This window comes from Kitasatospora sp. NPDC059577 (assembly GCF_042735475.1).
Taxonomy (GTDB): domain Bacteria; phylum Actinomycetota; class Actinomycetes; order Streptomycetales; family Streptomycetaceae; genus Kitasatospora.
Genome location: NZ_JBHWBZ010000005.1, coordinates 62,621 through 87,628 on the forward strand (window position 1 = coordinate 62,621; position 25,008 = coordinate 87,628).

Here is a 25,008-nt window from a genome sequence, read left to right on the forward strand (position 1 = left end):
CATCATGGCCCGCATGAACATGGAGACGCTGCTCCGCGACCTCGCGGACGAGCACATCGACGAATTCCTCGGCGAGCGCCCGGAGGAGTTCCACCGCGCCGGCGACCTGACCGTCACCTCGGCCCTGGTCTTCAGCAGCCACGACGCGTCGGAGTGGTCCGCCTGCGACGAGGTGCCCGCCGGCACCCACCCGGTGCACATAGGCGTGGTCCGCCGACCGGACACCGGAAGCGGGCGGGAGTCGGTCCGCGTCACCATGGCGCTGATCCCGTTCGCCGACCCCGAGGCGATCGCCGGGGCCGAGTTCGAGGACGTGGTCGAGGACCACCAGCCGCTCGGCCCCGACCTCGGCCTGCTCTGGGACAGCAGCGCGGTGGACGCCCTGCGCTTCGACGGCCCGCGCCCGGACGCCTTCCCGGACCTCGACGCCTTCGTGGCGCACGTGGAGGCCGAACTGGCCACCGCCGACCCGACCGGCCGGATGCCCGCCTGGGCGGACGTCACCGTGGACGAGCGCACCGGCGTCAACGTCCTGGCCTTCCCGGTCAGCGCCGAGTCGGCGGGCTGCTACGAGGGCCGCGACGCCGACGGCCGTCTGGTCGCCCTGCTGTTCACCGCCTCGTGACCCGCTCGTTCACCACCGGGTGACCACAGCCCGCCGGGTCAGGGCGTCGTCGACGACCCGGCGGGCGCCACTCGGGCCGCCACCTGCCGTTCGTCGTCCCGCAGGTAGCGGGCCTGGTCCCGCAGCCGGCGCCCGGCCTTGACGTACACCGTGCCGCTGTCTCTCGTGGTGGTCCGGTCGGAGGCGGCGTCGGCCAGGTCCACCACGGCCTCCACCAGTCCGGCGAGGGCGCCCAGCAGCTTCGCCTCCTCCGCCTCCGGGATGCGCTCGCGTCCGGTCTCCCGGACCTTCGGGAGGGCGTTCTCCCTCAGTTGCCGCTGCGCCTCGCCGACCGCCTCGACCATCGCCCGCACGCCGCTGTCCATCGCTCCCCCGGTTCCGTCCGATCTCCGCCGACCCTGTGAGTGTGCCCAGGCGCACGGGAATCACAAACCCCACCCGGTAGCACCTGAAACGCCATTAGGCTGCTTACATGGCAACCGCAGACTCCCTCGCAACCGGCCAGCGCTCCCTCGGCGACCCCGGCCTCGACTACCCGCTCTGGCCCCCGCTCACCGCGGGCTGCCCGCGCACCGGCACCGAGGACGTCGCCTACCCCGTCGAGGTCGACTACGCCTACGACAAGGTCGACTCGACAAACCTCTTCGCCCCCGCCCCGACGCGCGGCGGCCTGGAGCGCTGGGCCCCGCTGCTGCCGCCGCTGCTCGCGCCGGGCCTGGGCGAGGGCGCCACGCCGCTGGTCGAGATCGAGCCCGGGGTGTACGTCAAGGACGAGTCGCGCAACCCCACCTGGAGCCACAAGGACCGGCTGAACCGGTGCACCACGAGCGCCGCCGTGGGCGTCGGCGCCCCCGGCATCGCGGTCGCCTCCTCCGGCAACCACGGCGCCTCGGCCGCCGCCTACGCCGCCCGCGCCGGGCTGCCCTGCGTCGTGTTCACCGGCCCCGACGTCCCGCCGAACGTCGACGCCTTCCTCAACGCCTACGGCGCGGTGGTGCTCCCGGTGCCGTGGGAGGCCCGCTGGCCGCTGCTGCGGCAGGTGGTCGACCGGCTCGGTCTGCACCCGGTCAGCAATCTGACCACCACCCACACCGGGCACGCGTTCGGCCCCGAGGGCTACAAGACGGTCGCGTACGAGATCTTCCAGGACGTCGGCGTGCCGAGCGCGGTGTTCGTCCCCACCGGGTACGGCGAACTGCTCTTCGGAGTCTGGAAGGGATTCGCCGAACTGCGCCGCCTGGGCCTGACCGACCGGGTGCCGCGCGTCCACTCCTGCGAGGTGGCGGCCTCCGGTCCGCTGGCCAGGGCGATCGAACAGGGCCTGCCCGCCGCCCACGTGACGGTCGGCCCGAGCGACGCCTACTCGATCGCCTCCCCGGTGAGCGGCTACCGCGGGGTGGTCGCGGTCCGGGAGAGCGGCGGCCGGGCGCTCACGGTGGACGACCACCGCCTGGCGGACGCCCAGCGCGAGCTGGCCCGCGCCGGCCTGTGGACCGAGCTGTCCGCGGCGGCCGGCCTGGCCGGGCTGCGCAGCCTCGGCGAGCCCGACCTGTCGGACGGCCCGGTGGTGTGCCTGTCGACCTCCACCGGCTTCAAGGACCTCGGGGTCGGCACCCGGCGGACCGAGCCGGTCACCCCGGAGTGGGACGCCGTCCTCCGCCGCTTGCGGGCCGCCGGCCTCTCGGACTAGCCGACGCCCCGGCCCCTCGGAACGGGCTGCTCACCGCGCACCCGGGCGGACGCCCGGCACCCGGGTGGGCGTCCGGCGGCCGGGCGGGTGACGGTCTGCCGGGCGGGTGACGGTCTGCCACCCGGCCCGGCCCGCCCCGCCGCGCTACACCGTGGTCCGGGCTCGGCACACCAGCCACCAGGTCACGGCCAGGGACACCGCGAACAGCCCGAGGTTCAGCCCGTTCTCGATCAGGTGGAAGGTGCCCAGCCGACCGGCCGGCTGCAGGCTCTGCCGGATCCCGGTCAGCCCGTGCTGCTGCAGGCAGGAGGTGAAGGCGGCGGCCCGCCCGTCGGGGATGTTTCCGCACCACTGCCCCATCACCTCGTTGTACGGGTGGAGGGCCCCGGCGGCGTCGACGAACGGCGCCTTGCCGCCGTCCAGGACCAGGTCGTTGGCGACCGCGGCGAACGGGTCGGCGCCCTCGCCGCGCTCCGCGGCGAGCGAGATCGTCCGGGTCACCGGGTCCATCAGGTGCGGCCGCAGCTGCTCCATCAGCGTCGTGCGCCCGGCGAAGGCACCGAGCACCACCACGAACGCGGGCAGCAGCCGGCGCAGCGCCGCCCCCGTCGCCACCCCGAACATCCCCCAGGCGAGGGCGAGCGTGAGCGGCATCCAGCCGCCGGCCTGGAAGAGCGTGCCCTCGAACAGGCTGCGCCGGGCGCCGAGGTGGACGAGCCCGGCGACGTGCAGGCACTCGGCGGAGAGCGCGGCGGCCAGCCCGCCGACGACGGTGCCGAGCACCGCGAGCTTGCCGAACAGCCAGCGCCGCGGGCTGACGTCCTGGGACCAGGCGAGCAGCAGGGTGCGCTGCTCGTACTCCCTGGCCAGCAGCGGCACCCCGATGAACATGCCGAGCATCGCGGGCAGGAAGACCACGAGGTTCAGTTGGTAGCCGGCGATGTCGGTGGCGTGGCCGATCCGGGCGAGCCGGTCCTCGGCGACGGCCCGGGAGCAGTCCGGCCCGTGGCAGAGGTCGAGCGCGCTCTGCAGGTCGGCCGCGTTGACGGCCATCCAGATCAGGATGGCGGCGGTGAGGAGGGCGCCGCCGATCAGCTGCCAGCGGTGCTGGCGCCAGGTGAGCCAGAGGACGCCGCGCCACAGGTTCCCCCCGGCGGCGGGCACGGACCGGGTGGCGGCGGGCGGCGGTGTGGCGGCGGGCGGCGGGGTGGTGGCCGGGGCGCTCACAGTCCGGTCTCCCCGAGCGAGGTCCTGAGGTAGCCGAGCACGATGTCCTCCAGCGTGACGGGGTGGCCGCTCCAGCCCTGGGCGTCCAGCGGGGTGGCCGCGCCGAGCAGGGTGCGCACCACGAAGGTGGACTGCCGGGCGGTGTGGTTCTCGTGGACGACCTGCCCCTCGACGGGCGGTCGGTCGCTGCGCGGCCCGGTCAGTCGCACGTGCTGGGCGAGGAGGTCCTCGACGTCGCCGTCCAGGATGTTGCGGCCGTGCGAGAGCAGCAGTAAGTGGTCGCCCACGCCGGCGAGTTCGGCCACGACGTGGGTGGACAGCAGGACCGTCATCCCGGTCTCGGCGACTTCGGCGAGCAGTTCGCCGGTGACGGCCTTGCGGGCGACCGGGTCGAGGTTGGACAGCGGTTCGTCCAGCAGGAGCAGCGACGGGCAGGCGCCGAGCGCGACGGCGAGCGCGACCTGCGCCTGCTGTCCGCCGGAGAGCTTGTCGCAGCGCCGGTCCAGCGGGACGGCGAACCGCGCCAGCCAGGCGAGTGCGCGGGCCTGGTCCCACACGAGGTTGGTGTGGCGACCGAAGTTCAGCATGTCGGCCACGCTGAAGTCGCGGTAGAGCGGCTTGTCCTGGGAGAGCAGGACCACCCGGCCGTCCGTCCGGTACTCACCGGCGGTGGGTCTGAGCATGCCGCCGGCGATGCCCAGCAGGGTGGACTTGCCCGCGCCGTTCGCGCCGACCAGCGCGACCACGCCACCGGCCGGGATGGTGAAACTGCAGTCGTCCAGGGCGGTCACGCCGCGGTACCGCTTGGTCAGCCCGCGCGCCTCCAGGGCGGCGCTCACGCCCCGGCCCCCTGGCGCGTGTCGCGCTCGGAGGCGGCCGGCTCCGCGGCGAGCACGGCGGTGACCAGGGCCTTGACGTCCTCGTCCTCCAGTCCGGCCTCGCGGGCGTCGGAGACCCAGCGGGCGAGTCCGGTGCGCAGCCGCGCCATGTCGTGCGGTTCGACGGCGCCGAGCGAGCCGGTGACGAAGGTGCCGGAGCCCTGCCGGGCCTCGACCAGCCCGCCGTGTTCCAGCTCCCGGTAGGCCTTGAGCACGGTGTTGGCGTTGACGGTGCACGAGACGACGACGTCCCGGACGGCGGGCAGGCGGTCGCCGGGCTTCAGCAGTCCCAGCCTGAGCGCTTCCCGTACCTGCTGCACGAGTTGGGCGTAGGCAGGGAGGCTGTCCGTCCGGTCCACATGGAATTCGATCACGGGGCGTCTCCTCGGTCGTTGAGGCCTGCCCCTGAATTGTTATTGTCTAGTAGAACACTAGTCAACCACTACACCGAAACAGTCGCCGAAGTGCTCACGCGAATCCGGGCCCGGGCATCCGCTCAGAGCTCGACCAGCACCTTCCCCCGGGCCGCCGACCGGTCCACGTAGAGGCTGCGGTACGCGGCGGGGATGCTGTCGAAGCCCCGGTGGACGGTCTGCTGGTACCTCAGCTCCCCGCTCCGGACCAGCGCGCCGAGGTCCCGCCGCAGCGCCGCCCAGTTCTCGTCGGTGAACCACTCCAGCGAGAAGATCCCCCGGATCGTGGTGCGCGGGTACATGATCATCGGCAGCAGCCGCGGGCCCGCCCAGCCGCCGCCGACCTGGCTCCCCCACTGCCAGCAGACCGCGACCCGGCTCTCGACCGCGAGCATGCCGAAGACCACGTCGGTCAGCACCCCGCCGAGGCTGTCGAAGTAGCGGTCGATGCCGTCCGGCGCGAGTTCGGCCAGCTCCTTCTCCAGCCGCTCCGGGGCGTCGCCGTCGCGGTACAGCACCACCCCGTCGAACCCCAGCTCCCACAGCCGCCCGGCCTTCTCCGGCGTCGCCGTGGTGCCGAGGACCCGCGCGCCCCGGTGCCTGGCCAGCTGCCCGACCAGCGAACCCACGGCCCCGGAGGCCCCGCTGACCAGCACGGTCGAACCGGGGCGCACGTCCAGGAACTTCTCGACCGTCCCCCAGGCCGTCATCCCCGGCCCGCCCAGGACGCCGAGCGCGGTGGAGAGCGGCAGTGCCTCGTCGTAGTGGCCGGGCTCCAGCCGGCGGAAGGCGGGGAAGACCATCGGGAAGGTGCCGGTCTGCCAGAGCCTCGGCGCGCCGTTGCTGATCACGTGGCTGCGCCAGCCGCCGAAGCCCTGCACCAGGTCGCCGGCCGCGAACGGCGCGGCCGGCCCGGCCTCCAGCACCTCCATGATCGAGTCGGCGCCCATGTGGTCGCCGATCGGGGTGTCCAGCGCGATGCCCTGCAGGTACGGGTCGACCGAGACGTACCGGGTGCGCAGCAGCATCTCGTCCGCGGCGAGGCGGACGTCCACCTCCTCCACGGCCTTCCGGTACATCCGCTCGACGTCCGGCACGCCGTCCACGTGCTCCCCGACGGTCCAACTCTCGATCCTCACGAGGTGACTCCAAACTGGCGGTCGACCGGTCCGACCGGGTCGATGAGCAGGGTGGGCGGCGGCGCGCTGTCGTCCACCTCGGCGGTGAACGGCTTGTGGTCGTCCCGGCAGACGAACTGGACGACGTGCCGGCCGGCCGCCGCCGCCCGGATCAGCCCGCCGGTGGTCGCCCAGACTCCGGAGAGGTAGAAGTTCTCCAGACCGGGCAGCCCCGGGCCGTTGCGCTTGATCTCCTCCTCCAGGGTCTCCCCGCCCTCCACGAAGGGCTGCCAGCCCAGCACCGTGCCGTCGTAGTTGCCGGTGTAGCGGACCTGGGTGAGCGGGGTGGAGACGTCCTTGACCGCCACCGCGTCCTTCAGGCCCGGGTGGTGGGCGTCCAGGAACTCGATCACGGCGTCCCGCACCCGGCGCTTCTCCCGCTGGTACTCCCGGCCCCGGCCGACCGGCAGGGTGTGCAGTTCCTCGCCGCGCCGCAGCCGGGGCGTCTGCTCCGGCCCGGTGCTGAGTTCGCGCCAGGGGGCGATGTCGCAGAAGTAGCTGGCGTAGACCACGGTGGTCCCGGCCGGGGACAGCTCCGGGTAGTGGCGGCTGCGGAACTGGACGTTGATGCTGGGGTGCCGGATCCCGGTGAGCCGGGCGGCGAGCTCGTCCTCCAGCAGGTAGGTGGTGCACGGATCGCCGGCCGGGAAGGGCCGGCGCAGGCCGAGGAACACGGTCAGGTAGCCGGGGAAGACCATGCCGGGTTCGGTGATGGTCGTGGTGTACAGCCGGCGGTAGGTGTCGTTCAGGTAGCGGCCCTTGAGCAGGTCCAGCACCGTGGTCCGGCCGTCGCAGGCCGCCACCACGATGTCCGCCCGCACCTCCCGGCCGTCGCTCAGCCGCACCCCGACCGCCCGGTCCCGCTCGACCAGGATCTCGGTCGCCTTGGCGTTGTACGTGATCTCGCCGCCGAGCCGCCGGTAGCGCTGCTCGATCGAGTGCGCCAGGCCGAGCGAGCCGCCCTCCGGCACCCCGGCCGACTGCCCGGCGTGCGAGGCGAGCTGGAAGTACGTCGGCAGCACGGGGAAGTTGGGGTGCTTCTCGTAGAGGACGAAGTTGAACGCCTCGCGCAGCAGCGGGCTGCGGAACCGCGCCGAGTAGTCGCTCATCAGCACGGTGATCGAGCGCCGGATCACGTTGACGTACGGCAGGAAGGAGGCGAGCATCCGCCACCGCTCCCGCCGCCCCATCAGTCCGACCGGCTTGAGGAAGGGGTAACGGGCCAGCGCCAGGCGGAACTTGCGCAGCCCGGCACAGAACTGCCGGATCTGCCGGGCGTCCTCCGGGGCCAGTTCGAGCAGGTGGGCCTCCAGCCGGTCCGGGTCGGAGTAGAAGTAGACCGCCCGGCCGTCCCTGGCCCGCACCACGTTGAAGACGTCGAAGTTGCGCATCCGCTTGCCCTGCAGCGCGCCGAGTTCGAGCCAGATCCGGTGCATCTCGTTGCCCGGACCGCTGCCCAGCAGCCAGCTGACGCAGCAGTCGAAGGTGAACTCGCCGCGGTCCCAGCCGGTGCAGCAGCCGCCGGGGATCTCGTGCATCTCCAGGATCCGGGTGCGGTAGCCGTTCATCTGCGCGTAGCAGCCGGTGGACAGGCCGCCGAGCCCGCCGCCGATGATGACCATGGTCTGCCTGCCGCCGCCGGCCGTGCCGCCGGTCGTCGTCCCGCTCACTCCGCCACTCCCACTTCCACGTCCGCCGCTCCCGCCGCCTCCGCCTCCACGTCGGCCTCCACCGTGCCCGCCTGCGGCCGTGTCACGGTGGCCCGGTCGAGTCGCGGCAGGCGACCCCACTTGCCGGTGTGCCAGGGTTCCCGGCTCTCGCTGGGCCAGGCCCGGAACGGCCGCCCCAGTTCCCGGCAGAGGTACTGCGCGGCGAACCGCCCACTGGTGGCGGCCCGGATCAGTCCGCCGAGCGCGGTCCACTGCCCGGCCATCGAGAAGCCGTCGAGGCCGGGCAGCCGCATCCGGTCCCGGTTGACCAGCCGGTTGGCGACGTCCTCGGCCTCGGAGAAGGCCTGCCAGGCGAGGATGCTGCCGTAGGTGTTGCCGGTGAACCGCTCGGTGGTCACCGGCGAGGCCACGTCGACCAGTTCGATCCGCCGGCCGAGCCCGGGGTACGTCCGTTCCAGGAACCCCCGGACGAACGCGGCGACCTCCTGCTTGCGCGCCCGGTAGGCCCGGCGGTCCCGGACCCGCAGGTCCTTCCAGGAGCGGTAGTCGCTGAAGTAGGTGCAGTGCAGCACCGACTTGCCGGGCGGGGCGAAGCCCTCCGCGTAGGCCGAGCGCAACTGCACCACCAGACTTCTCTGCAGCGAGCCGGGCAGCCGGGCGCCCTCCTCGGGCGCCAGCAGGTAGGTGGTGCTGTGCGGCTCCCCCTCCGGCAGCGGGCCGTCGACGCCGACGAAGGCGGAGACCACGGCCGGGTACAGGTTGCCGGGCTTGTCGAGCAGTTCGCCGTACAGCAGGTCGGTGGCGGCGCTGGAGTAGCGGCCCCCGAGGAGCCGGTCGAGGACGGTCGGTCCGTCGCAGGCGGCGACCACGTGGTCGGCGAAGTGCCGTGTTCCGTCGCGGAGTTCGACACCGACGGCGCGGCCGTCCTCGATCAGGATCCGCTCCACCCGGCAGCGGTAGCCGACCACCCCGCCGAGCGAGGTGTAGCGCTCCTCCACCGAGCGCGCCAGCCCCAGCGAACCGCCCTGCGGGAAGCCCGCGTTGCCGTTGTGCGCGGCGGCCAGGGTGTACAGGTAGGGCAGCAGCGGGAAGCCCGCCGGTTCCTGCAGGAACATGTTGGGGAAGGCGCGGCGCAGCAGCGGGTCCTGGAAGCGCTCGGCGAAGCCGCTCATCGGGGTGGTCGCGGTGCGCCAGAACAGCCGGAAGGCGGGCAGGACGGCGCGCAGGGTCCGCAGCCGTTCCGCGGTGGTGCGCAGCGGCGGCGGGGTGAGGTCCCAGGGCAGGTCGACGGCGGCGAAGCGGCGCAGGTCCCGGCAGAAGGCCCGGATCGGCTTGGCGTCGCCGGGGGCGAGGGCCAGCAGGTGGTGTTCCAGCCGGTCCGGGTCGCCGTAGAAGGTGACGGCGCGGCCGTGTTCGTCGACGACCCGGTTGAAGGTGTCGAAGCGGGTCACCGACTTGCCGTCCAGGGCGCCGAGTTCGCTCCAGACCCGGTGCGCGCCGGTGCCCTCGGCGGTGCCGATCAGCCAGTCGATGCAGTAGTCGAACAGGTAGCCCTGCCGGGACCACGCGGTGCAGCAGCCGCCGGGCAGGACGTGCTTCTCGAAGATCCGGGTCTCCAGGCCGCTCATCTGCGCGTAGCAGCCGGTGGCGAGGCCGGCCAGGCCGGCCCCGATCACGATGACCCGGGGCGGGCCGCCGGGGGCCCGCTCCCTTCCGGACCAGTCCGGTCCGCGGTCAGCCGCGGCCATCGGCGGCGCCTCCGGCCAGGATGGCGCCCGCCAGTTCGGCGTTGCGGGCGGCGTGTTCGCCGTCGAGCATCTCGGCGTGGCTGCCGTGGCCGGCGTGCACGGCGGTGCCGGTGGTGGAGGCGCCGTGCCAGGACCCCTCCTCGCCGCCGACGTGCACGGCCAGCCGTTCGCGTTCGCAGACCACGTCGAGCTGGGCGCGCACCGTGCCGGTGTTGGGGGTGCGGCTGCAGAACTCCAGGTAGTCCCGGGCCTGTTCGAGGGTCTCCCGGGCGACGATCCGCGAGCCGGTGTGGCGGTGCAGGTGCTCGTGGAGTTCGCGTTCGAAGACGGCCACGTGCTCCTCGCCGAGGTCGAAGACGTCCAGGACCCGGTAGGCGTCGACCAGCAGGACCGAGCCGACCGTGCGCCCGCGGCGTTCCAGTTCCTTGGCGACCTCGAAGGCGAGGTTGCCGCCGAGCGAGTAGCCGAGCAGCACGTACGGTCCGGCCGGGTGCAGTTCCTCGACCAGGTCGGCGTAGCGGGCGGTCTTGTCGTCGCCGGTCAGGTAGTTGAAGGCGGCGATCCGGTGCTCGGGCAGGTGCGCGGCGAGCTGCCGGTAGACCAGTCCGTGGCCGCCGGCCGGCGGGAAGCAGAAGACCGTCCGGCCGTTCGTCGCCGCGGGGTTGAACCAGAGGTACGGCTGGCCGCCGGCCGCCTCGCCGGTGATGATCTGCTCGACGGTGCGGGCCATGCCGTGCAGGGTGGTGACCTTGAACAGCCGGCCGACCGGGATCTCGATGGTGAACTCGGTCCGCAGGTGGTGGATCAGCTCGATGAGCCGGATCGAGCTGCCGCCGAGTTCGAAGAAGTCGTGCTGCAGGCCGACCTCGTCCAGGCCGAGCAGGTTCCGCCAGTGTTCGGCGACCCGGGTCTCGTAGAGCGTGACGGGCGGTTCGTGCTGGGCGCCGCCGGTGTCGGCCTTCGGCTCCGGCAGGGCGGCGAGGTCGACCTTGCCGTTCGGCGTGAGCGGCAGGGCGGGCAGTTCGGTGAGGTAGGAGGGGATCATCACGGTGGGCAGGTGCTCGGCCAGGTGGCGGCGCAGTTCGCGGCGGTCCGGCACCGCGCCCTCGGCGGGGACGACGTAGGCGGCCAGTACCGCCTCGCCCGAGGCGTCCTGGCGGACGGCCACACAGGCCTGGGCGAGTTCGGGGCGGGCGGTGAGGTGGGCCTCGATCTCGCCCGGTTCGATCCGGTGGCCGCGGACCTTGACCTGGTTGTCGATCCGGCCGAGCAGGTGCGCGGTGCCGGCGGTGTCCCAGTGCCCGAGGTCACCGGTGCGGTAGAGCCGCACCGGGGCGCCGTCGAGCTCCAGGGTGAGGAAGCGCCGGGCGCTCTGCTCCGGGTCGTTGGGGTAGCCGGCCGCGACGCCCGCGCCGCCGATCCACAGCTCGCCGGGCACGCCCGCCGGGACGGGTTCGCCGTACGGGTCCAGGATGTACAGCGCGCTGTTCGGGAAGGGCCGGCCGATCGGCACCATCCGGCCGGGTTCCAGGCCGTCGGCCGCGCCCTCGTAGTAGGTGCTGTCGACGGTGGCCTCGGTCAGGCCGTAGGAGTTGACCAGCCGGGTCCGCTCGCCGCACAGGGCGCGCAGCCTGCGGTGTTCGGTGGCCTTCCAGGAGTCGGAGCCGACGACGACCAGCTTCAGGAAGTCCAGCCGCAGGCCGTCCCGTTCGCAGTGGGTGAGCAGGGCGCGGGCCACGGCGGGCACGAACTCGCCGCAGTCCACGGCCTCTTCGCGCATCACCCGGTGCAGCCTGGCGGTGTCGAAGAGCAGCTCGCGGTCGACCAGGACGAGGGTGCCGCCGGTGCCGAGGGCCCGGGCGAGGTCGCCGGAGAAGACGTCGAAGGCGGTCCCGGCCATCTGCAGGTGCACCCGGGCCTCGGTGTCCAGCCGGTACTCCGCGCGCCAGCCGGCGGTGACGGCGGCCAGGTTGCGGTGGTCGACCCGGACCCCCTTCGGGCGGCCGGTGGAGCCGGAGGTGTGGATCACGTAGGCGGCCCGGTCCGGGTCGGCGGCGGGCAGCCGGGCGTCCCCGGCGGGCCGGTCGAGGTCCGCCAGGGTGACCGGCTGAGCGGGCAGGTCGGCGGCGGGCGGGCGCCGTTCGTCGACCACGACCAGGGCGGCGCCGGCGTCGGCCACCTGGTGCGCCAGCCGGTCGGCCGGGTGGCCGGGGTCGAGCGGCAGGTAGGCCGCGCCGGCCCGCCAGATCCCCAGCAGGGTGGTGATCAGCTCGGGCGACTTGTCGAGGCAGACGGCCACCACCGTGCCCTCCCCGACGCCCAGTTCGCGCAGCCGCAGGGCGGTGCGCCGGGAGCGGCGGTCCAGTTCGCGGTACGTGAGGCGCCGCGTCCCGTCCCGGCCGGGTGCGACCACGGCGACGGCCTCGGGGTGTTCGGCGGCGGCCCCGGCGATCAGCTCCGGGAGCGGGGTGTCGTGGTCGATCCGGCGCTCGGCGCCGCTGAACGCGGTGAGGATCTCCCGGCGCTCGGCCGGGTCCAGCATCCGCAGCCGCCCGACCGGCTCGCCCTCGGCGGCCCGGGTCATGGCGTCCAGCAGGTTGCGGTAGTGCGTGGCCAGCCGCCGGACGGTGGCGGGCTCGAAGAGGTCGGAGTTGTACTTGAGGACGCAGTGGAAGCAGCCGTCCGAGCGGTCCTCGTAGGCGGACAGCGTCAGGTCGAACTGGCCTTCCTCCTCCGGGAGTTCGATGTACTCCAGGCGGTAGCCGAAGCGCTCCACGGCGACCTTGTGGGTGAGCAGGATGAACATCGCCTGGAACACCGCGGAGCGGCTCGGGTCGTGCTGCAGCCCCAACTGCTCGACCAGCAGCGGGAACGGGTACTCCTGGTTGTCCAGCCCGCCGAGCACGCTCTCCCGGACCCGGGCCAGCAGCTCGGTCACCGTGGGCTCACCGGCCAGGCTCACGTGCAGCGGCAGCGGGTTGACGAAGTAGCCGTAGACCGAGGCGAACTCCTCCTGGGTGCGGCCGGTGACCGGGCTGCCGACCACGATGTCCGGCTGCCCCGACCACCGGTGCAGCAGCAGGTAGTAGCCGCCGAGCAGCACCATGAACGGGGTGGCGTTGTGCGCACGGGCCAACTCGTGCACGCGGGCCGTGAGTTCGGCATCCAGCCGGAAGAACTCGGAGGCGCCGTTGTGGGTCTGCACGGCCGGCCGGGGCTTGTCGGTGGGCAGCGCCAGCACCGGCATCCCGGCGGGCAGCCGGCCGCGCCAGTAGTCGAGCATCCGCTGCGCCGCGGGCCCGGCCAGGAAGCGGTTCTGGTGGTTGAGGAAGTCCAGGTAGCGGGCGGGCACCGGGGGCAGTTCGGGGGTGCGCCCCCGGCGCAGCGCCTCGTAGACCTCGAACAGCTCCTCGATGAAGGTGAAGGTGGAGATCGCGTCCGAGACGATGTGGTGGACGGCCTTCATCAGCACCCACCGGTCCGGCCCGCGCCGGAACAGCCGCAGTCGCACCAGCGGGTCCTCGGCGAGGTCGTACGGCCGGCGGTACTCGCGGACGATCAGCTCGTGGATCTCCTCCCAGGGGCGGCCCTCGACGTCGAACAGCCCGGTGTCGGCCCGGTCCTCCGCGCGGATGCGCTGGACCGGCCGGCCCTCCTCGCTCGTGAAGGCGGCGCGCAGTCCGGGGTGGCGGGCGACCAGGCGGCGGAAAGCGGCGAACACCAGCTCCGGTTCGAGCGCCGCGCGGACCTCGACGGCGCCGCCGATGTTGTACGCGAAGCCGTCGGGGTGCAGCTGGCGCAGGAACCAGAGCGCCTGCTGGTTGTGGGTGAGCGGGTAGCGGGACTCGTCGGTGTGCAGCTCGACCTCGGCCCGGGCGGGGCCGTCGTCGGCTTCGAGCCGCTCGGCCAGGCCCTCGGTGAGCAGGTCGGCCAGGTCTCCGACGGTGCCGTTGCTGAGCAGGGCCACCACGGGCAGGGCGACGCCCAGTTCGCCGTGCACCCGGGCGCGCAGTTCCATCGCGAGCAGCGAGTCCAGGCCGTGCGCGCCGAGCCTGGTGTCCGGGGCGATCCGTTCGGCGGCGATCCGCAGCACGGCCGCGGCGGCGGCGGTGAACCGCTCGGTGACCAGCTCGTGCCGGGTCTGCGCGTCGGCCGCCCGGTAGGCGTCCAGGAAGCCGCCGGTCTCGGCCGGGGCCTGCTCGGCGGCGCTCGCCGCCAGCTCGGCGACCAGCGGCGGGGGCGTCGGGTACCAGGCCAGGAAGGTCGGCCAGTCGACCACGGTGGCGACCAGCAGCTGGGCGCGGTCCTGGCCGAGGACCCGCTCCAGGACGGCCGTCCCGGCGTCCGGCGGCAGCGAGCTCATGCCGCGGGCGTCCCGGTAGTGGGCGACCAGGCCCAGTTCCTCGATCATGCCGGTGGCCCAGGGCCCCCAGTCCAGGCTGAGCGCGGGCAGGCCGTCGGCCCGGCGGTGGTGCGCGAGCGCGTCCAGGAAGGCGTTCCCGGCCGCGTAGTTGGTCTGACCGGCGGTGGTGAGCAGCGAGGCGACGGAGGCGAACAGCACGAAGTGGTCGAGCGGTTCGTCGCGCAGCAGCCGGTGCAGCAGGTGACCGCCGGCGACCTTGGGGGCGTACCCGGCGTCGAAGGCCGCGCGGTCCATCTGTGCCAGCAGGGTGTCCTTGACCTGCCCGGCGAGGTGGAACACGCCGCGGATCGGCGGGAGCCCGCGCTCCCGGTGGTCGGCGAGCCAGCCGGCCAGGGCGGCCTCGTCGGTGACGTCCACCGGGGCGAGCAGCGGTTCGGCGCCGAGCGCCTGGAGTTCGCGCAGGAAGGTGATCCGCTCCCCGGCCGGGGTGTCCGGGTCGGTGTGCGCCCACCGGGAGCGCTCGGGCAGGGCGGTGCGGCCGACCAGGATCAGCCGCCGGGCGCCGCGTTTGACCAGGGTGCGGCAGAGCACCCGGCCGAGGGCGCCGAACGCCCCGGTGACCAGGTAGCTGCCGTCGGGGCGCAGGACCGGCGGCAGCGGCCGGGTGAGGCCCTCGGCCGGGCGCAGCCGGCTGGTCAGGCGGCCGCCGGCTCGCAGCGCGATCTCCTGCTCGTCCCGGGCGGCGAGTTCGGCGAGCAGCGCCTCGGCCTGGTCGGCCGCGGGGACGGCCGGGTCGAGGTCGACCAGGGTGCCGCGCTGGGCGACGAGTTCCTGTTGCCACAGGACGCGTCCGATGCCCCAGGCGGGGGCGCCGAGCGGTTCGACCCGGTCGCCGGGGGCGGCCGGCTGGGTGCCCCGGGTGACGATGTGCAGCCGGGCGTCCGGGCGGGCGGCGGGCAGTTCCCGGGCGAGCGCGATCAGCGAGTAGGCGCCGAGGGTGGCGAGTCCGGTGAGCCGGTCGGCCGTGGTGGCGTCGAGGGCGGGCAGGTCGAGGTTCCAGAGGTGGACGACGGTGCGGTGGCCGGGGTCCAGGTCGGCGAGCAGCCGCCGGACGTCCTCGGCGGAGTCGGGCCGGACGGTCGAGTGCCCGTCCTCGTGCCGGTACCGCGCGCCGGGCCGGACGAGGTGGCAGCGGGCGCCGTGCCGGGCGGCGAGCGCGGCCAGCCGTTCGGCGAGGCCGCTCCGGTCGGCGAAGAGCAGCAGGTCGCCGGGCGCCTCCTCGGCGACGGGCGCGGGCGCGGGCGCGGGCGTCCAGGCGACCTCGGTGAGCCAGCCGTCGATGGTGGCCAGGCCGACCGAGGCCGGGGCCTGGGCGACGTCGGCGACCCGGAAGCCGGTGATCCGGCCGACGGGGGCGCCGTCCTCGGTGTACAGGGCGATGTCTCCGACGAGTTCGGCGCCGCTGTCGCGGGTGACGGTGGCGTGCGCCCAGAGCGGGCGGGCGCCGATCCCGTCGAGCCGGACCTCCTCGATGGTGACCGGCAGGCGGACGCTGCCGTCCTCGGGTGCGTGCAGCGTGGTGGTGAGCAGGGTCTGGAAGCAGGCGTCCAGCAGGACCGGGTGCAGGTGGTGGTCGGCGGCGTCGGGGCCGAGGGCGGCGGTCGGCCGGATCCGGGCGAGCGCCCGGCCGGGGCCGGCCCAGACCTCCTCGATGGCCCGGAAGGCGGGTCCGTAGTCGTAGCCGCGCTCGGCCAGTCGCCGGTAGCAGTCCGGCCCGTCGAGGCGCTGCCCGTGGGTGTCCGGCGCCGAGAGGTCCGGGGCGGGGCCGTGGGAGCGGCGCTGGCCGGTGCGGACCCGGCCGCAGGCGTGCACGGTCGGCTCGCCGCCGGCCGGGGTGGCGGCGACGGTGAAGCGGGCGTCCTCCGGCGCGTAGCCGAGCTGGACGGGGACGGGTTCGGTCTCGGAGAGGAACAGGGCCCGGTTGAGTTCGACCTCGGCCAGCACCACCTCGGTGCCGCCGGTGAGGGCGCGGACGGCCTGGGCGGCCATCTCCAGGTACCCGGCGGCGGGGAAGACCACCCGGCCCTCGATCCGGTGGTCGGTCAGGTACGGCAGCCGCTCGGGGTCGAGCACGGTGGTCCAGCCGGGCTGGGCGCTCGCGGTGCGGCGGCCCAGCAGCGGGTGGTCGACCCGGCCGAGTCTGACCCGCTCGACGGGCACGGGCTCGACCCAGTACCGGTCGCGCCGCCACGGGTAGGCCGGCAGCGGTACCGGCCGGCCGGCCGGGTGCAGCGCGTCCCAGGTCAACTCGACGCCGAGGGTGTGCAGTTCGGCCAGGCTGCGGGCGAAGCGCTCGGGCTCGTCCTGTCGGCGGCGGATCGACGGCAGGGTGTGCGTCCGCTCGGCGCACTCGCGGATCGCGTGGCCGAGCACCGGGTGCGGGCCGACTTCCAGGAACAGGCCGTGCCCGTCCTCGGCCATCCGCTCGACGGCGGCCCGGAACCGCACCGGGTTGCGGACGTTCTCCCACCAGTACCCGCCGTCCAGTTCGGGGCCCCGGGCGAGGCCCTCCCGTGCGGTCAGGTAGAGCGGCAGCCGTGCCTCCCGCGGCTTGACGGGGCCGAGCGCGGCGACCAGCTCGTCCCGGATCGGATCCATCCGCACGCTGTGGTACGGGACTTCGACGTCCAGGAGGCGGGCGAAGACGCCTTGCTGCCTCAGTTCCCCGGCCAGCTCGACCAGGGCGTCGGTGTCCCCGGCCAGGGTCACTGCGGACGGGCTGTTGACCGCGCCGAGGGAGATCCGGGCGCGGTACGGCCGGATCCGGCGCTCCGCCTCGGCCTCCGGTAGGCCGACGGCGAGCATGCTGCCGGTGCCGGCCAGCCGCTGCTGGAGCCGGCTGCGGGCCAGCACCACCCGGACGGCGTCGGCGAGGTCGTACACCCCGGCCTCGTGGAAGGCCGCGACCTCGCCGGTGCTGTGGCCGACCACCGCGTCGGGGCGCAGGCCGTGGCTGCGCCAGAGCGCCGAGAGGCCCACCTGGACGGCGAAGTTGGCGGGCTGGGCCAGCCAGGTCTCGGCCATCCGGGAGTCGGTCTCGTCCCGGCCCAGTTCCGTCAGCAGCGACCAGTCGGCCTGCTCCCGGATCTCCGCGTCGACGGCCCGGACGGCCTCCCGGTAGACCGGCTCGTTCTGGTACAGGCCGCGGCCCATGCCCCACCACTGCGGGCCCATGCCGGTGAACACCCAGGCCAGGCGCCGCTCCCGGCGTTCCCGGGCGCGGCCCCGGGCCACCCGGGGGTGCTCCTCGCCGCGCTCGCACGCGGCCAGTGCCTCGTCCAGGTCCTGCCGGGAGGTGTACGCCACCGCGAGCCGCTCGGGCAGGTGCTGGCGGCGGTGCGCCAGGGTGTGGCCGAGGTCGGTGAGCGAGGCGCCGGAGGCCAGCTCCTGCCGTACGGCGGCGGCGAGTTCGGGCAGTCCGGCGGCGTCCTTGGTGCTCAGCGGCAGGACGGTGCAGACCGGTTCCGCGACCGGCGGCGCGGGCTCCCGGCCGGGCGGTTCCTCCAGCAGGACGTGCGCGTTGGTGCCGCCGAAGCCGAAGGAGTTGACGCCCGCGCGGGCCGGGCCGCGGTGCTCGGGCCAGTCGACCGGCTCGGTCGGGATCTCGAAGGGCAGCGCGGCCAGGTCGATACCGGGGTTGGGCCGTTCCAGGTGGAGGTGCGGCGGGATGCGGCGGTGCTTCAGGGCGAGCGCGGTCTTGATCAGCCCGGCGACGCCGGCGGCGGCCTCGGTGTGCCCGATGTTGGTCTTGACCGAGCCGACGTAGCAGCGGTCCCCGGAACGGCGGCCGATGCCCAGCACCCGGCCGAGCGCGGTGGCCTCGATCGGGTCGCCTACCGGGGTGGAGGTGCCGTGCGCCTCCACGTACTGCAGGCTGCCGGGCAACACCCCGGCCTCGGCGCAGACCCGCTCGATCAGAGTGACCTGGGCGTCGGCGTTGGGGACGGTGATGCCGTTGGTGCGGCCGTCCTGGTTGACGCCGCTGCCGAGGATCACGGCGTGCACCGGGTCCCCGTCGCGCCGTGCGTCGGAGAGCCGCTTGAGGACGACCACGCCGACACCCTCGGCCCGGACGTAGCCGTCGGCGGAGGCGTCGAAGGCCCGTGAGCGGCCGTCCGCGGAGAGGAAGCCGCCCTTGGTCTCGGCGATCGTGTACTGCGGCGCCATGTGCAGCAACGCACCTCCGGCCAGGGCGAGTTCGGTCTCACCGCGGAGCAGGCTCTGGCAGGCGAGGTGGACGGCGACCAGGGAGGAGCTGCAGGCGGTGTCGATCGAGACGCTGGGGCCGCGGAAGTCGAAGCAGTGCGAGATCCGGTTGGAGACCATCGTCATCATCGTGCCGGTGGCGGTGTGCGCGGCGATCGTGGTGAAGTCGAGGTCGGCGAACTGCAGGATCTTCCAGTCGAGGGTGAAAGCGCCCATGTAGACGCCCACTTCCCGGCCGGCCAGCTCGGCCGGGCGCAGGCCGCCGTCCTCCAGGGCCTCCCAGCTGACCTCCAGGAGCTTGCGCTGCTGCGGGTCCATGTGTTCGGCCTCGCGCGGGCTGATCCCGAAGAAGTCCGGGTCGAAGGTGTCGAAGCCGTCGATGTAGCCGCCCCGGCCGCCGATCAGGCGTCCGGGCTTGGCCCGGTCCCGGCTGCCCAGGGTGGTGGTGTCGTAGCGGTCGGCGGGCGTCCCGGTGAGGCAGTCCCGGCCCTCGATCAGGTTGCGCCAGTAGGTCCGGTGGTCGTTGGCGTGTCCCGGCAGGCGGCAGCCGATACCGGTGATCGCGATGGGCTCGCGGGGCACGGCGAAGGGCGAGGAAGTCATGATCCAATCCGAGGGTGACGGCGTGGCGCCGGGGGCGCGGGCAGAGGACGGACGGCTGCGCGGACGGGAGTTCAGGCCGACTGCTCGCCGGTCTTCACCCGGCGCCAGGGGTGCAGCAGGCTGGCGCCGAGCTCACCGGTCGTGGGGAACGCGGCCGGGTCGGGGAGGCCGACGGCGGTGGGCACCCGGCCGGGCCGCCAGGTGAAGCTCCCGAACACGTGGTCCCACAGCGAGAGGTCGGAGGAGTAGTGGCCGGCTTCGGCCAGGTCGGTGCTGTGGTGCAGGCGGTGGAGTTCGGGGCCGGCCAGGACGTGGGCGAGCGGCCCGAGGTGGACGTCGACGTTCGCGTGGACGAAATACCCCTGCGCAAGAACGAATATTCCGACCACGAACACAGAATCCGCCGAGAATCCGATCATTGCCAGCGAAAGTTGGACCACGGACTGCGCGACGAAGACGTCCAGGAAATGATTCACGCCGTTGTTCGCGACGTTCACCTTCTCCGGAACGTGGTGCACGCCGTGCAGCCGCCAGAGCCACCGGTTGCGGTGCGACCAGCGGTGCACGAGGTAGTCGCCGAGCGATCCGACCAGCAGCGCGAGCGGGATCTCCACCGCGAAGGGCAGCGCCGGGTGCGCCGGGCCGAGCAGCTCCACCAGCCCCGTCACCAGCCCCTGGGCCAGCGCTCCGCCGATCATGCTCAGCACGAAGTACACGCTGTACCAGCCGAGTTCGCGACGCGTCGGGTGCCAGTCGGTCCGGTACGGGATCACCCGCTCCAGCACCGCCAGGTATCCGATGACGGCCACCAGGACGAGCGGGGAGACCCGGTCGGGCGCCCAGTGGAGGCGCAGGGTCGCGACGGCGGTGCACAGCACGCCCAGCAGCAGGAGTGGATGGGCGAGCCGGCGTGCAAGGGTGTACAGCACGCGCCCCTCGTTCTTCGCGGACTAACGACTGGAAACGTCTCGACTCTAGCGGGAGCCGATGGTCGGGGCAGTCATTCGACGTGGTAACGCCATGAATGACCCGATCGGCGGACGATACGCGCACGAAGTTGACGCTCGAACCGCGCGAAGGGGGCGCATTTCGCTGCTGGAGCGGGAGTTGTCGCGACACCGCACCTCCACACCGCCCGGTGTGGGGCCGCGAGCCCCCGCCCGCGGGAACGTCCGGTCGACCCGGTGCGCGCGCCGCCGCTCAGGCCCGGACCAGCTCCGCCAGCCGGTCGGCGGCGCGCGGTTCGCACGCCGCGAGGCGGTCGCGCAGGCCGCGCAGCTCGTACTCGACCAGGGCGGGGAGAGCGGCCCCGGGGGTGCCCTCCAGCGCGGGGGCGAGCAGGTCGACGGCCGCCCGCGGGTCGTGCGCGCAGACGTGGCAGTCCGCCGCCCGGACCACGAACAGCAGTCGGCTGGCCGGGAGTTGGTCCGGACCGAGCAGGCCGATCGCGGTCTCGGTGGCGCTCAGCGCCCGCCGGGCCAGCCGGGGGTCGTCGCCGGCCGCCGCGAGGTCGCGCAGGGCGGCGGCCGCAGCGGCCTCGACCCGCATCCGCATCGAGGCGATGGAGAGCCAGGGCACGTCGACTTCGTCCTGCGCGTCGATGTGGTCCAGGTGCGCTCTGGCCAGGCCGATCTGACGGACGGTCGACCGGAGGTCACCGGTCAGGGCGTGCGCGCGGGCCCGGCTGATCCGGCCCATCGCGCCGGCCCAGTGCCGACCGGGGGCGACCCGATCGATCTCGCGGGCGTAGCCGAGCGCGGCCTCCGGGTCGCCGTCCAGCCGGGCCAGGATGCTCAGGTCGCTGAGCGTGCCGACCTGGGTGGCCTGGTCCCCGGCGAGACCGGCCCAGGTGAGCGCGCGGTCGTAGCAGGCCATCGCGGTGGCGTTGCGGCCGTGCTGCATGCGCAGTGCACCGGCCGCGTGGGCGTGCTCGGCGGCCAGCCGGGCGAGCGGACGGCGTTGTCCGGCGGGGGCGTTGGCGAGCCGGGCGAGGACGGCGTGCAGGGTGCGCTCGACGGCGGCGGCGAGGCCCGGCCGGTCACCGGTCTCGCCGGAGCGCAGGCGGGCGGCGAGCAGTCCGGTCAGGGCGTGCGCGGTGGCGGCGTCCAGCGGGGCGACGGCGGCCGGGTCGGCGAGCGTCCCGGGGGCGCAGAACTCGGCGTGCAGCCCGGCGAGTTCGGCGGCATCGGGGACGGCGCAGCCCGCGGCGCCGTGCAGTGGGCAGAGCAGGCCGTAGTCCGGCAGCCGGGCCGGGGCGGGGGCGGCCGGGGCCGGGGTTGGACCGACCGGGGCGGGGCCCGGCAGCGGTGGCCGCAGCAGTGCGGGCGAGAAGGAGTCGAGGGCGCACAGCTCCGCGGTCTCGGCGCGCAGGCAGCAGGCAATCACCTCCCCTCCCGCGCCGAGGAGTTCGTCGATCCGGTCGGCGACCCTGGGGGTGACCCGGCGGGATCCGTGTTCGATCTTGCTGACCGCGGTGTGGTCGTAGCCGATCCCGGCGCCGAGTTGCGCCTGGGTCAGGCCGGCCCGGCGCCGCCAGTGCCGCAGCCGGGCGCCGAACTCCTCCCAGGCGCCCCGACCCTGGCCGGTCGGCGGTGCCGGAGCCCCCGCCGCAGGGACCACGCGGTTCCGCTCCACGGCTGCCTCCCCGGGTGCGTCGTCGTTCCCGGCCGATCGCGGGGCCCGCCGACGATTCCAGTGGTTCCGACGACTCCGATGACGAGGACGGTGCTCGATGGCCGAGGGTACTCGACGGCCACCCGCGCCGTACATGATGTGGTCTCAACCACTGGAAGAAAAGCCCAGCTTGACGCGAAGCGGGGACGCGGGCTTGACGAAATTTGCCAACCCTATGCATCGCCCGCACCAGCCATTGACCCGAGCATGACGCCATGTGAGGGTTCGGGCACCCGAGCGCGGACGGCCCGCACGGCCGTCCCCCCGACGCGGCCTGCGGTGCGCCACCAGCCTTGCCGTCCGCGGTCGAGGACCCCCACATGCGAGGAGCCTCGATGCAACGCAGGATTTCCACGGGTCGGTTGCTCACCACGGCGACCACCCTGACCGTGCTGGCCGGCCTGATCGCCGCCACCGCGGGGCCGGCCACCGCCGCGCCCACCCCCTCCCCGGCGCCACCCGGCGCCCTGGCCGCCGCCGTCAACGCGGCCGACGCCGCGGCCTCGGCCGGACTGGACGCCCTGGCCAAGGGCCCCGACGAGACCTACGAGCGCAAGTCCGTCACCCCGTGGGTCGGCGGCCTCTACTCCGTCGCGTACGAGCGCAGCTACCGCGGCCTGCCGGTGGTCGGCGGCGACGCGGTGGTGCTCGCCGACGGACAGGGCAAGGTCCGCGGCCTGCAGTCCGCCGCCCCCGGCCCGGTCGGCGGGTCCGTCACCCCGCAGGTCAGTGCGGCGCACGCGGAGAAGACCGCCCGCACCGGCCTGACCGTCGTGGACAAGGTGGAGTCCAACCGCCTGGTCGTCCGGGTCAAGGACGGCAACGGCGGGCGGCTCGCCTGGGAGACCGTGCTCGCCGGCAGCAGGGGCAGCGCCCCGAGCCGGCTGCACGTCTTCGTCGACGCCGCGAGCGGCGAGGTCGTCGACAGCTACGACGACGTCCACGCCGGCACCGTCAACAGCAAGTGGAACGGCCCCGCCCCGGTCACCATCGGCACCACCGGCTCGGGCGGCTCCTACTCGCTGCGCGACCCGAACCGGCCGGGCCTGTCCTGTTCCGACTACAGCACCGGACAGGTGTTCTCCAAGTCCGCCGACTCCTGGGGCACCGGCAGCCCGACCAGCAAGGAGACCGGCTGCGGCGACGCGATGTTCGCGGCCCAGAAGGAATGGGACATGCTCCGCGACTGGCTCGGTCGCAACGGGCACAACGGCAACGGCGGCAGCTGGCCGGTGAAGGTCGGCCTCAACGACGTCAACGCCTACTGGGACGGCAGCACAATATCCATCGGCCACAGCCAGGCCAACGAGTGGATCGCCTCGATCGACGTGGTCGGCCACGAGTTCGGCCACGGCATCGACCAGTACACCCCGGGCGGCGCCAACAACGAGGCCGGGCTGGGCGAGTCCACCGGCGACATCATGGGCGCGCTCACCGAGGCCTACGCCAACGAGCCCGCGCCGTACGACAGCCCGGACTACACCGTCGGCGAGATGATCAACCTGGTCGGCAGCGGGCCGATCCGCAACATGTACAACCCCTCACTGGTGAGCAACAACCCCAACTGCTACTCCTCCTCCATCCCGAACACCGAGGAGCACGCGGCCGCCGGACCGCTGAACCACTGGTTCTACCTGCTGGCCGAGGGCTCCAACCCGGGCGGCGGCAAGCCCACCAGCCCGACCTGCAACAACTCCTCGGTCACCGGCATCGGCATCAAGGACGCCGGCCGGGTCTTCTACGGCGGCATGCTGCTCAAGACCAGCGGCATGACGTACAAGCGCTACCGCACCGCCACCCTGACGGCGGCGAAGAGCCTGGACCCGTCCTGCACCTTCTTCAACCGGGCCAAGGCCGCCTGGGACGCGATCAGCGTGCCCGCGCAGAGCGGTGACCCGTCCTGCACGCCGTCCGGCACCAACGACTTCTCGCTGTCGCTCGGCCCGGCGTCCGGCTCGGTCCAGCCCGGCGCCTCGACCACGGCGACGGTCGGCACCGCCCTCACCTCGGGCACCGCGCAGTCCGTCGGCCTGAGCGTCTCCGGCGCCCCGTCCGGCGTCACCGCGACGGTCAGCCCCTCGTCCGTGCAGACCGGTTCGTCCGCCACGCTGACGCTGTCGGCCTCCTCGGGAGCCCCGGCCGGGACGTACGTGATCACCGTCACCGGCACCGCCGGCGCGGCCACCCACACCGCCCAGTACACCCTGACCGTCGGCGGCGGGGGCAACCCCGGCGGGCCCGCGCCCGACATCGACGTCGCCAAGGTCCAGGCCCACCTGTCGCAGCTGAACACCATCGCCGACCAGAACGGCGGCAACCGCCGGGCGGGCACCGCCGGGCACAGCCAGTCGGTGGCGTACCTCAAGGGCAAGCTGCAGGCCGCCGGGTACACCGTCAGCGAGCAGACCTGCAGCTCCTGCACCTACCAGTCCTCCAACCTGATCGCCGACTGGCCCGGCGGCCCGTCCGACCAGGTCACCATGTTCGGCGCGCACCTGGACAGCGTCGGCGCCGGCCCCGGCATCAACGACAACGGCTCCGGCTCGGCCACCCTGCTGGAGAACGCCCTGGTGCTCGCCCAGCAGAACCCGTCGCTGACCCGGCACGTCCGGTTCGCCTGGTGGACCGGCGAGGAACAGGGCCTGCAGGGCTCGCAGTTCTACGTCGGCCGGCTCGGCTCCGCCCAGCGCTCCGCGATCAAGGCGTACTACAACTTCGACATGGTCGGCTCGCCCAACGCCGGCTACTTCATCAACAACATCTCCTCCTCGGCCTCCGCGCCGATGAAGGCCTACTGGGACTCGCTCAACCTGCAGCCGGAGGAGAACGTCGAGGGCCAGGGCCGCTCGGACGACTACTCCTTCCAGCAGGCCGGCGTCCCGACCTCGGGCTACGCGGCCGGGGCCAGCGACACCAAGACCTCGGCGCAGGCGGCCAAGTGGGGCGGCACGGCGGGCCGTTCCTACGACTCCTGCTACCACCAGTCCTGCGACACCACGGCCAACGTCGACGCCACCGTGCTCAACCGCAGCGCCGACGGCGTGGCCTACACCATCTGGAAGACCTCGGTCGGCGGCACCACGCCCGCCAACGACTTCTCCGTCTCGGTGAACCCGGCCACCGCCACCGTCAACCCCGGTGACACCGCCACGGCGACCGTCGCCACCGCGACCACCTCCGGCTCGGCCCAGACGGTCAACCTGACCGCCTCGGGCGCCCCGGCCGGTGTCACGGTCTCCTTCAGCCCGTCCTCGGTCCAGTCCGGCGGCTCCGCGACGATCAGCATCGCGACCTCCGCCTCCACCGCGCCCGGCACCTACGGCATCACCCTCACCGGGAGCGGCTCCGCCACCCACACCACCAACTTCTCGCTGGTCGTGGGCAACGGGAACCCCGACCCCGGTGGCACCTGGTCGGCCGGGACCACCTACCAGGCCGGCGACACCGTGACCTACAACGGGGTCACCTACGTCTGCCTCCAGGGCCACACCGCCCAGGTCGGCTGGGAGCCGCCGATCGTCCCGGCCCTGTGGCAGCCGGTGTGACCGGAGCGCCCTGACGCCTCCTGAAAGCCGCGGCGCGGCGGGGGGGGCGGGGGCGGGGGGGGGGGGCGCGGCCCCGGCGGCGGCGGCGCCGGGGCGGCCGGCGCGGGCGGCGGCGCGCCCCCGCCGCGC

At 73.8% G+C, this 25,008-nt stretch carries 13 protein-coding genes; 3 read left to right on the top strand and 10 right to left on the bottom strand.

The features are described from left to right. The first annotated feature begins 13 nt into the window (after positions 1-13). On the top strand, positions 14-625 hold the full coding sequence (locus ACFV0O_RS06915) for a hypothetical protein (protein WP_380337388.1): 612 nt from the start codon (positions 14-16) through the stop codon (positions 623-625). A 38-nt stretch (positions 626-663) separates the two neighbouring features. On the opposite strand, the gene ACFV0O_RS06920 is transcribed toward ACFV0O_RS06915, so the two are convergent. Next, entirely contained in the window at positions 664-990 is a 327-nt protein-coding gene (locus ACFV0O_RS06920) for a hypothetical protein (protein ID WP_380337390.1), read from the bottom strand. Between the two features lie 107 nt (positions 991-1,097). On the opposite strand from ACFV0O_RS06920, the gene ACFV0O_RS06925 reads away from it, so the two are divergent. After that, entirely contained in the window at positions 1,098-2,315 is a 1,218-nt protein-coding gene (locus ACFV0O_RS06925) for a pyridoxal-phosphate dependent enzyme (protein ID WP_380337393.1), read from the top strand. A gap of 144 nt (positions 2,316-2,459) precedes the next feature. On the opposite strand, the gene ACFV0O_RS06930 is transcribed toward ACFV0O_RS06925, so the two are convergent. The 9 genes from ACFV0O_RS06930 to ACFV0O_RS06970 all read right to left on the bottom strand — a co-directional run bounded on the left by ACFV0O_RS06930 (position 2,460) and on the right by ACFV0O_RS06970 (position 21,295). Beyond that, on the bottom strand, positions 2,460-3,542 hold the full coding sequence (locus ACFV0O_RS06930; RefSeq protein WP_380337396.1) for a hypothetical protein: 1,083 nt from the start codon (positions 3,540-3,542) through the stop codon (positions 2,460-2,462). Beyond that, positions 3,539-4,381 (bottom strand): ABC transporter ATP-binding protein, encoded by an 843-nt coding sequence (locus tag ACFV0O_RS06935; RefSeq protein WP_380337399.1) that lies wholly within the window; start codon positions 4,379-4,381, stop codon positions 3,539-3,541. Before ACFV0O_RS06935 ends, ACFV0O_RS06930 begins: the two co-directional genes overlap by 4 nt. After that, on the bottom strand, positions 4,378-4,794 hold the full coding sequence (locus tag ACFV0O_RS06940; protein WP_380337402.1) for a GntR family transcriptional regulator: 417 nt from the start codon (positions 4,792-4,794) through the stop codon (positions 4,378-4,380). Before ACFV0O_RS06940 ends, ACFV0O_RS06935 begins: the two co-directional genes overlap by 4 nt. A gap of 122 nt (positions 4,795-4,916) precedes the next feature. Continuing rightward, entirely contained in the window at positions 4,917-5,972 is a 1,056-nt protein-coding gene (locus ACFV0O_RS06945; protein ID WP_380337405.1) for an MDR family NADP-dependent oxidoreductase, read from the bottom strand. Further along, the gene (locus tag ACFV0O_RS06950; RefSeq protein ID WP_380337824.1) at positions 5,969-7,633 is read right to left on the bottom strand and encodes a phytoene desaturase family protein; all 1,665 of its coding nucleotides are present in this window, start codon (positions 7,631-7,633) and stop codon (positions 5,969-5,971) included. Before ACFV0O_RS06950 ends, ACFV0O_RS06945 begins: the two co-directional genes overlap by 4 nt. A 44-nt stretch (positions 7,634-7,677) precedes the next feature. Beyond that, positions 7,678-9,429: a phytoene desaturase family protein gene (locus ACFV0O_RS06955; RefSeq protein ID WP_380337408.1), complete on the bottom strand. Its 1,752-nt coding sequence runs from the start codon at positions 9,427-9,429 to the stop codon at positions 7,678-7,680. Further along, entirely contained in the window at positions 9,416-18,661 is a 9,246-nt protein-coding gene (locus ACFV0O_RS06960) for an amino acid adenylation domain-containing protein (protein ID WP_380337411.1), read from the bottom strand. The genes ACFV0O_RS06955 and ACFV0O_RS06960 overlap by 14 nt, the downstream gene beginning before the upstream one ends. A gap of 71 nt (positions 18,662-18,732) precedes the next feature. Continuing rightward, positions 18,733-19,590, bottom strand: a complete 858-nt coding sequence (locus ACFV0O_RS06965) for a sterol desaturase family protein (RefSeq protein WP_380337414.1) — start codon at positions 19,588-19,590, stop codon at positions 18,733-18,735. Positions 19,591-19,861: 271 nt separating this feature from the next. Further along, positions 19,862-21,295, bottom strand: a complete 1,434-nt coding sequence (locus ACFV0O_RS06970; RefSeq protein ID WP_380337417.1) for a helix-turn-helix domain-containing protein — start codon at positions 21,293-21,295, stop codon at positions 19,862-19,864. A 374-nt stretch (positions 21,296-21,669) separates the two neighbouring features. Between ACFV0O_RS06970 and ACFV0O_RS06975 the strand changes: the two genes are divergently transcribed. Then, on the top strand, positions 21,670-24,879 hold the full coding sequence (locus tag ACFV0O_RS06975) for a M28 family peptidase (protein ID WP_380337420.1): 3,210 nt from the start codon (positions 21,670-21,672) through the stop codon (positions 24,877-24,879). Positions 24,880-25,008 lie beyond the last annotated feature (129 nt).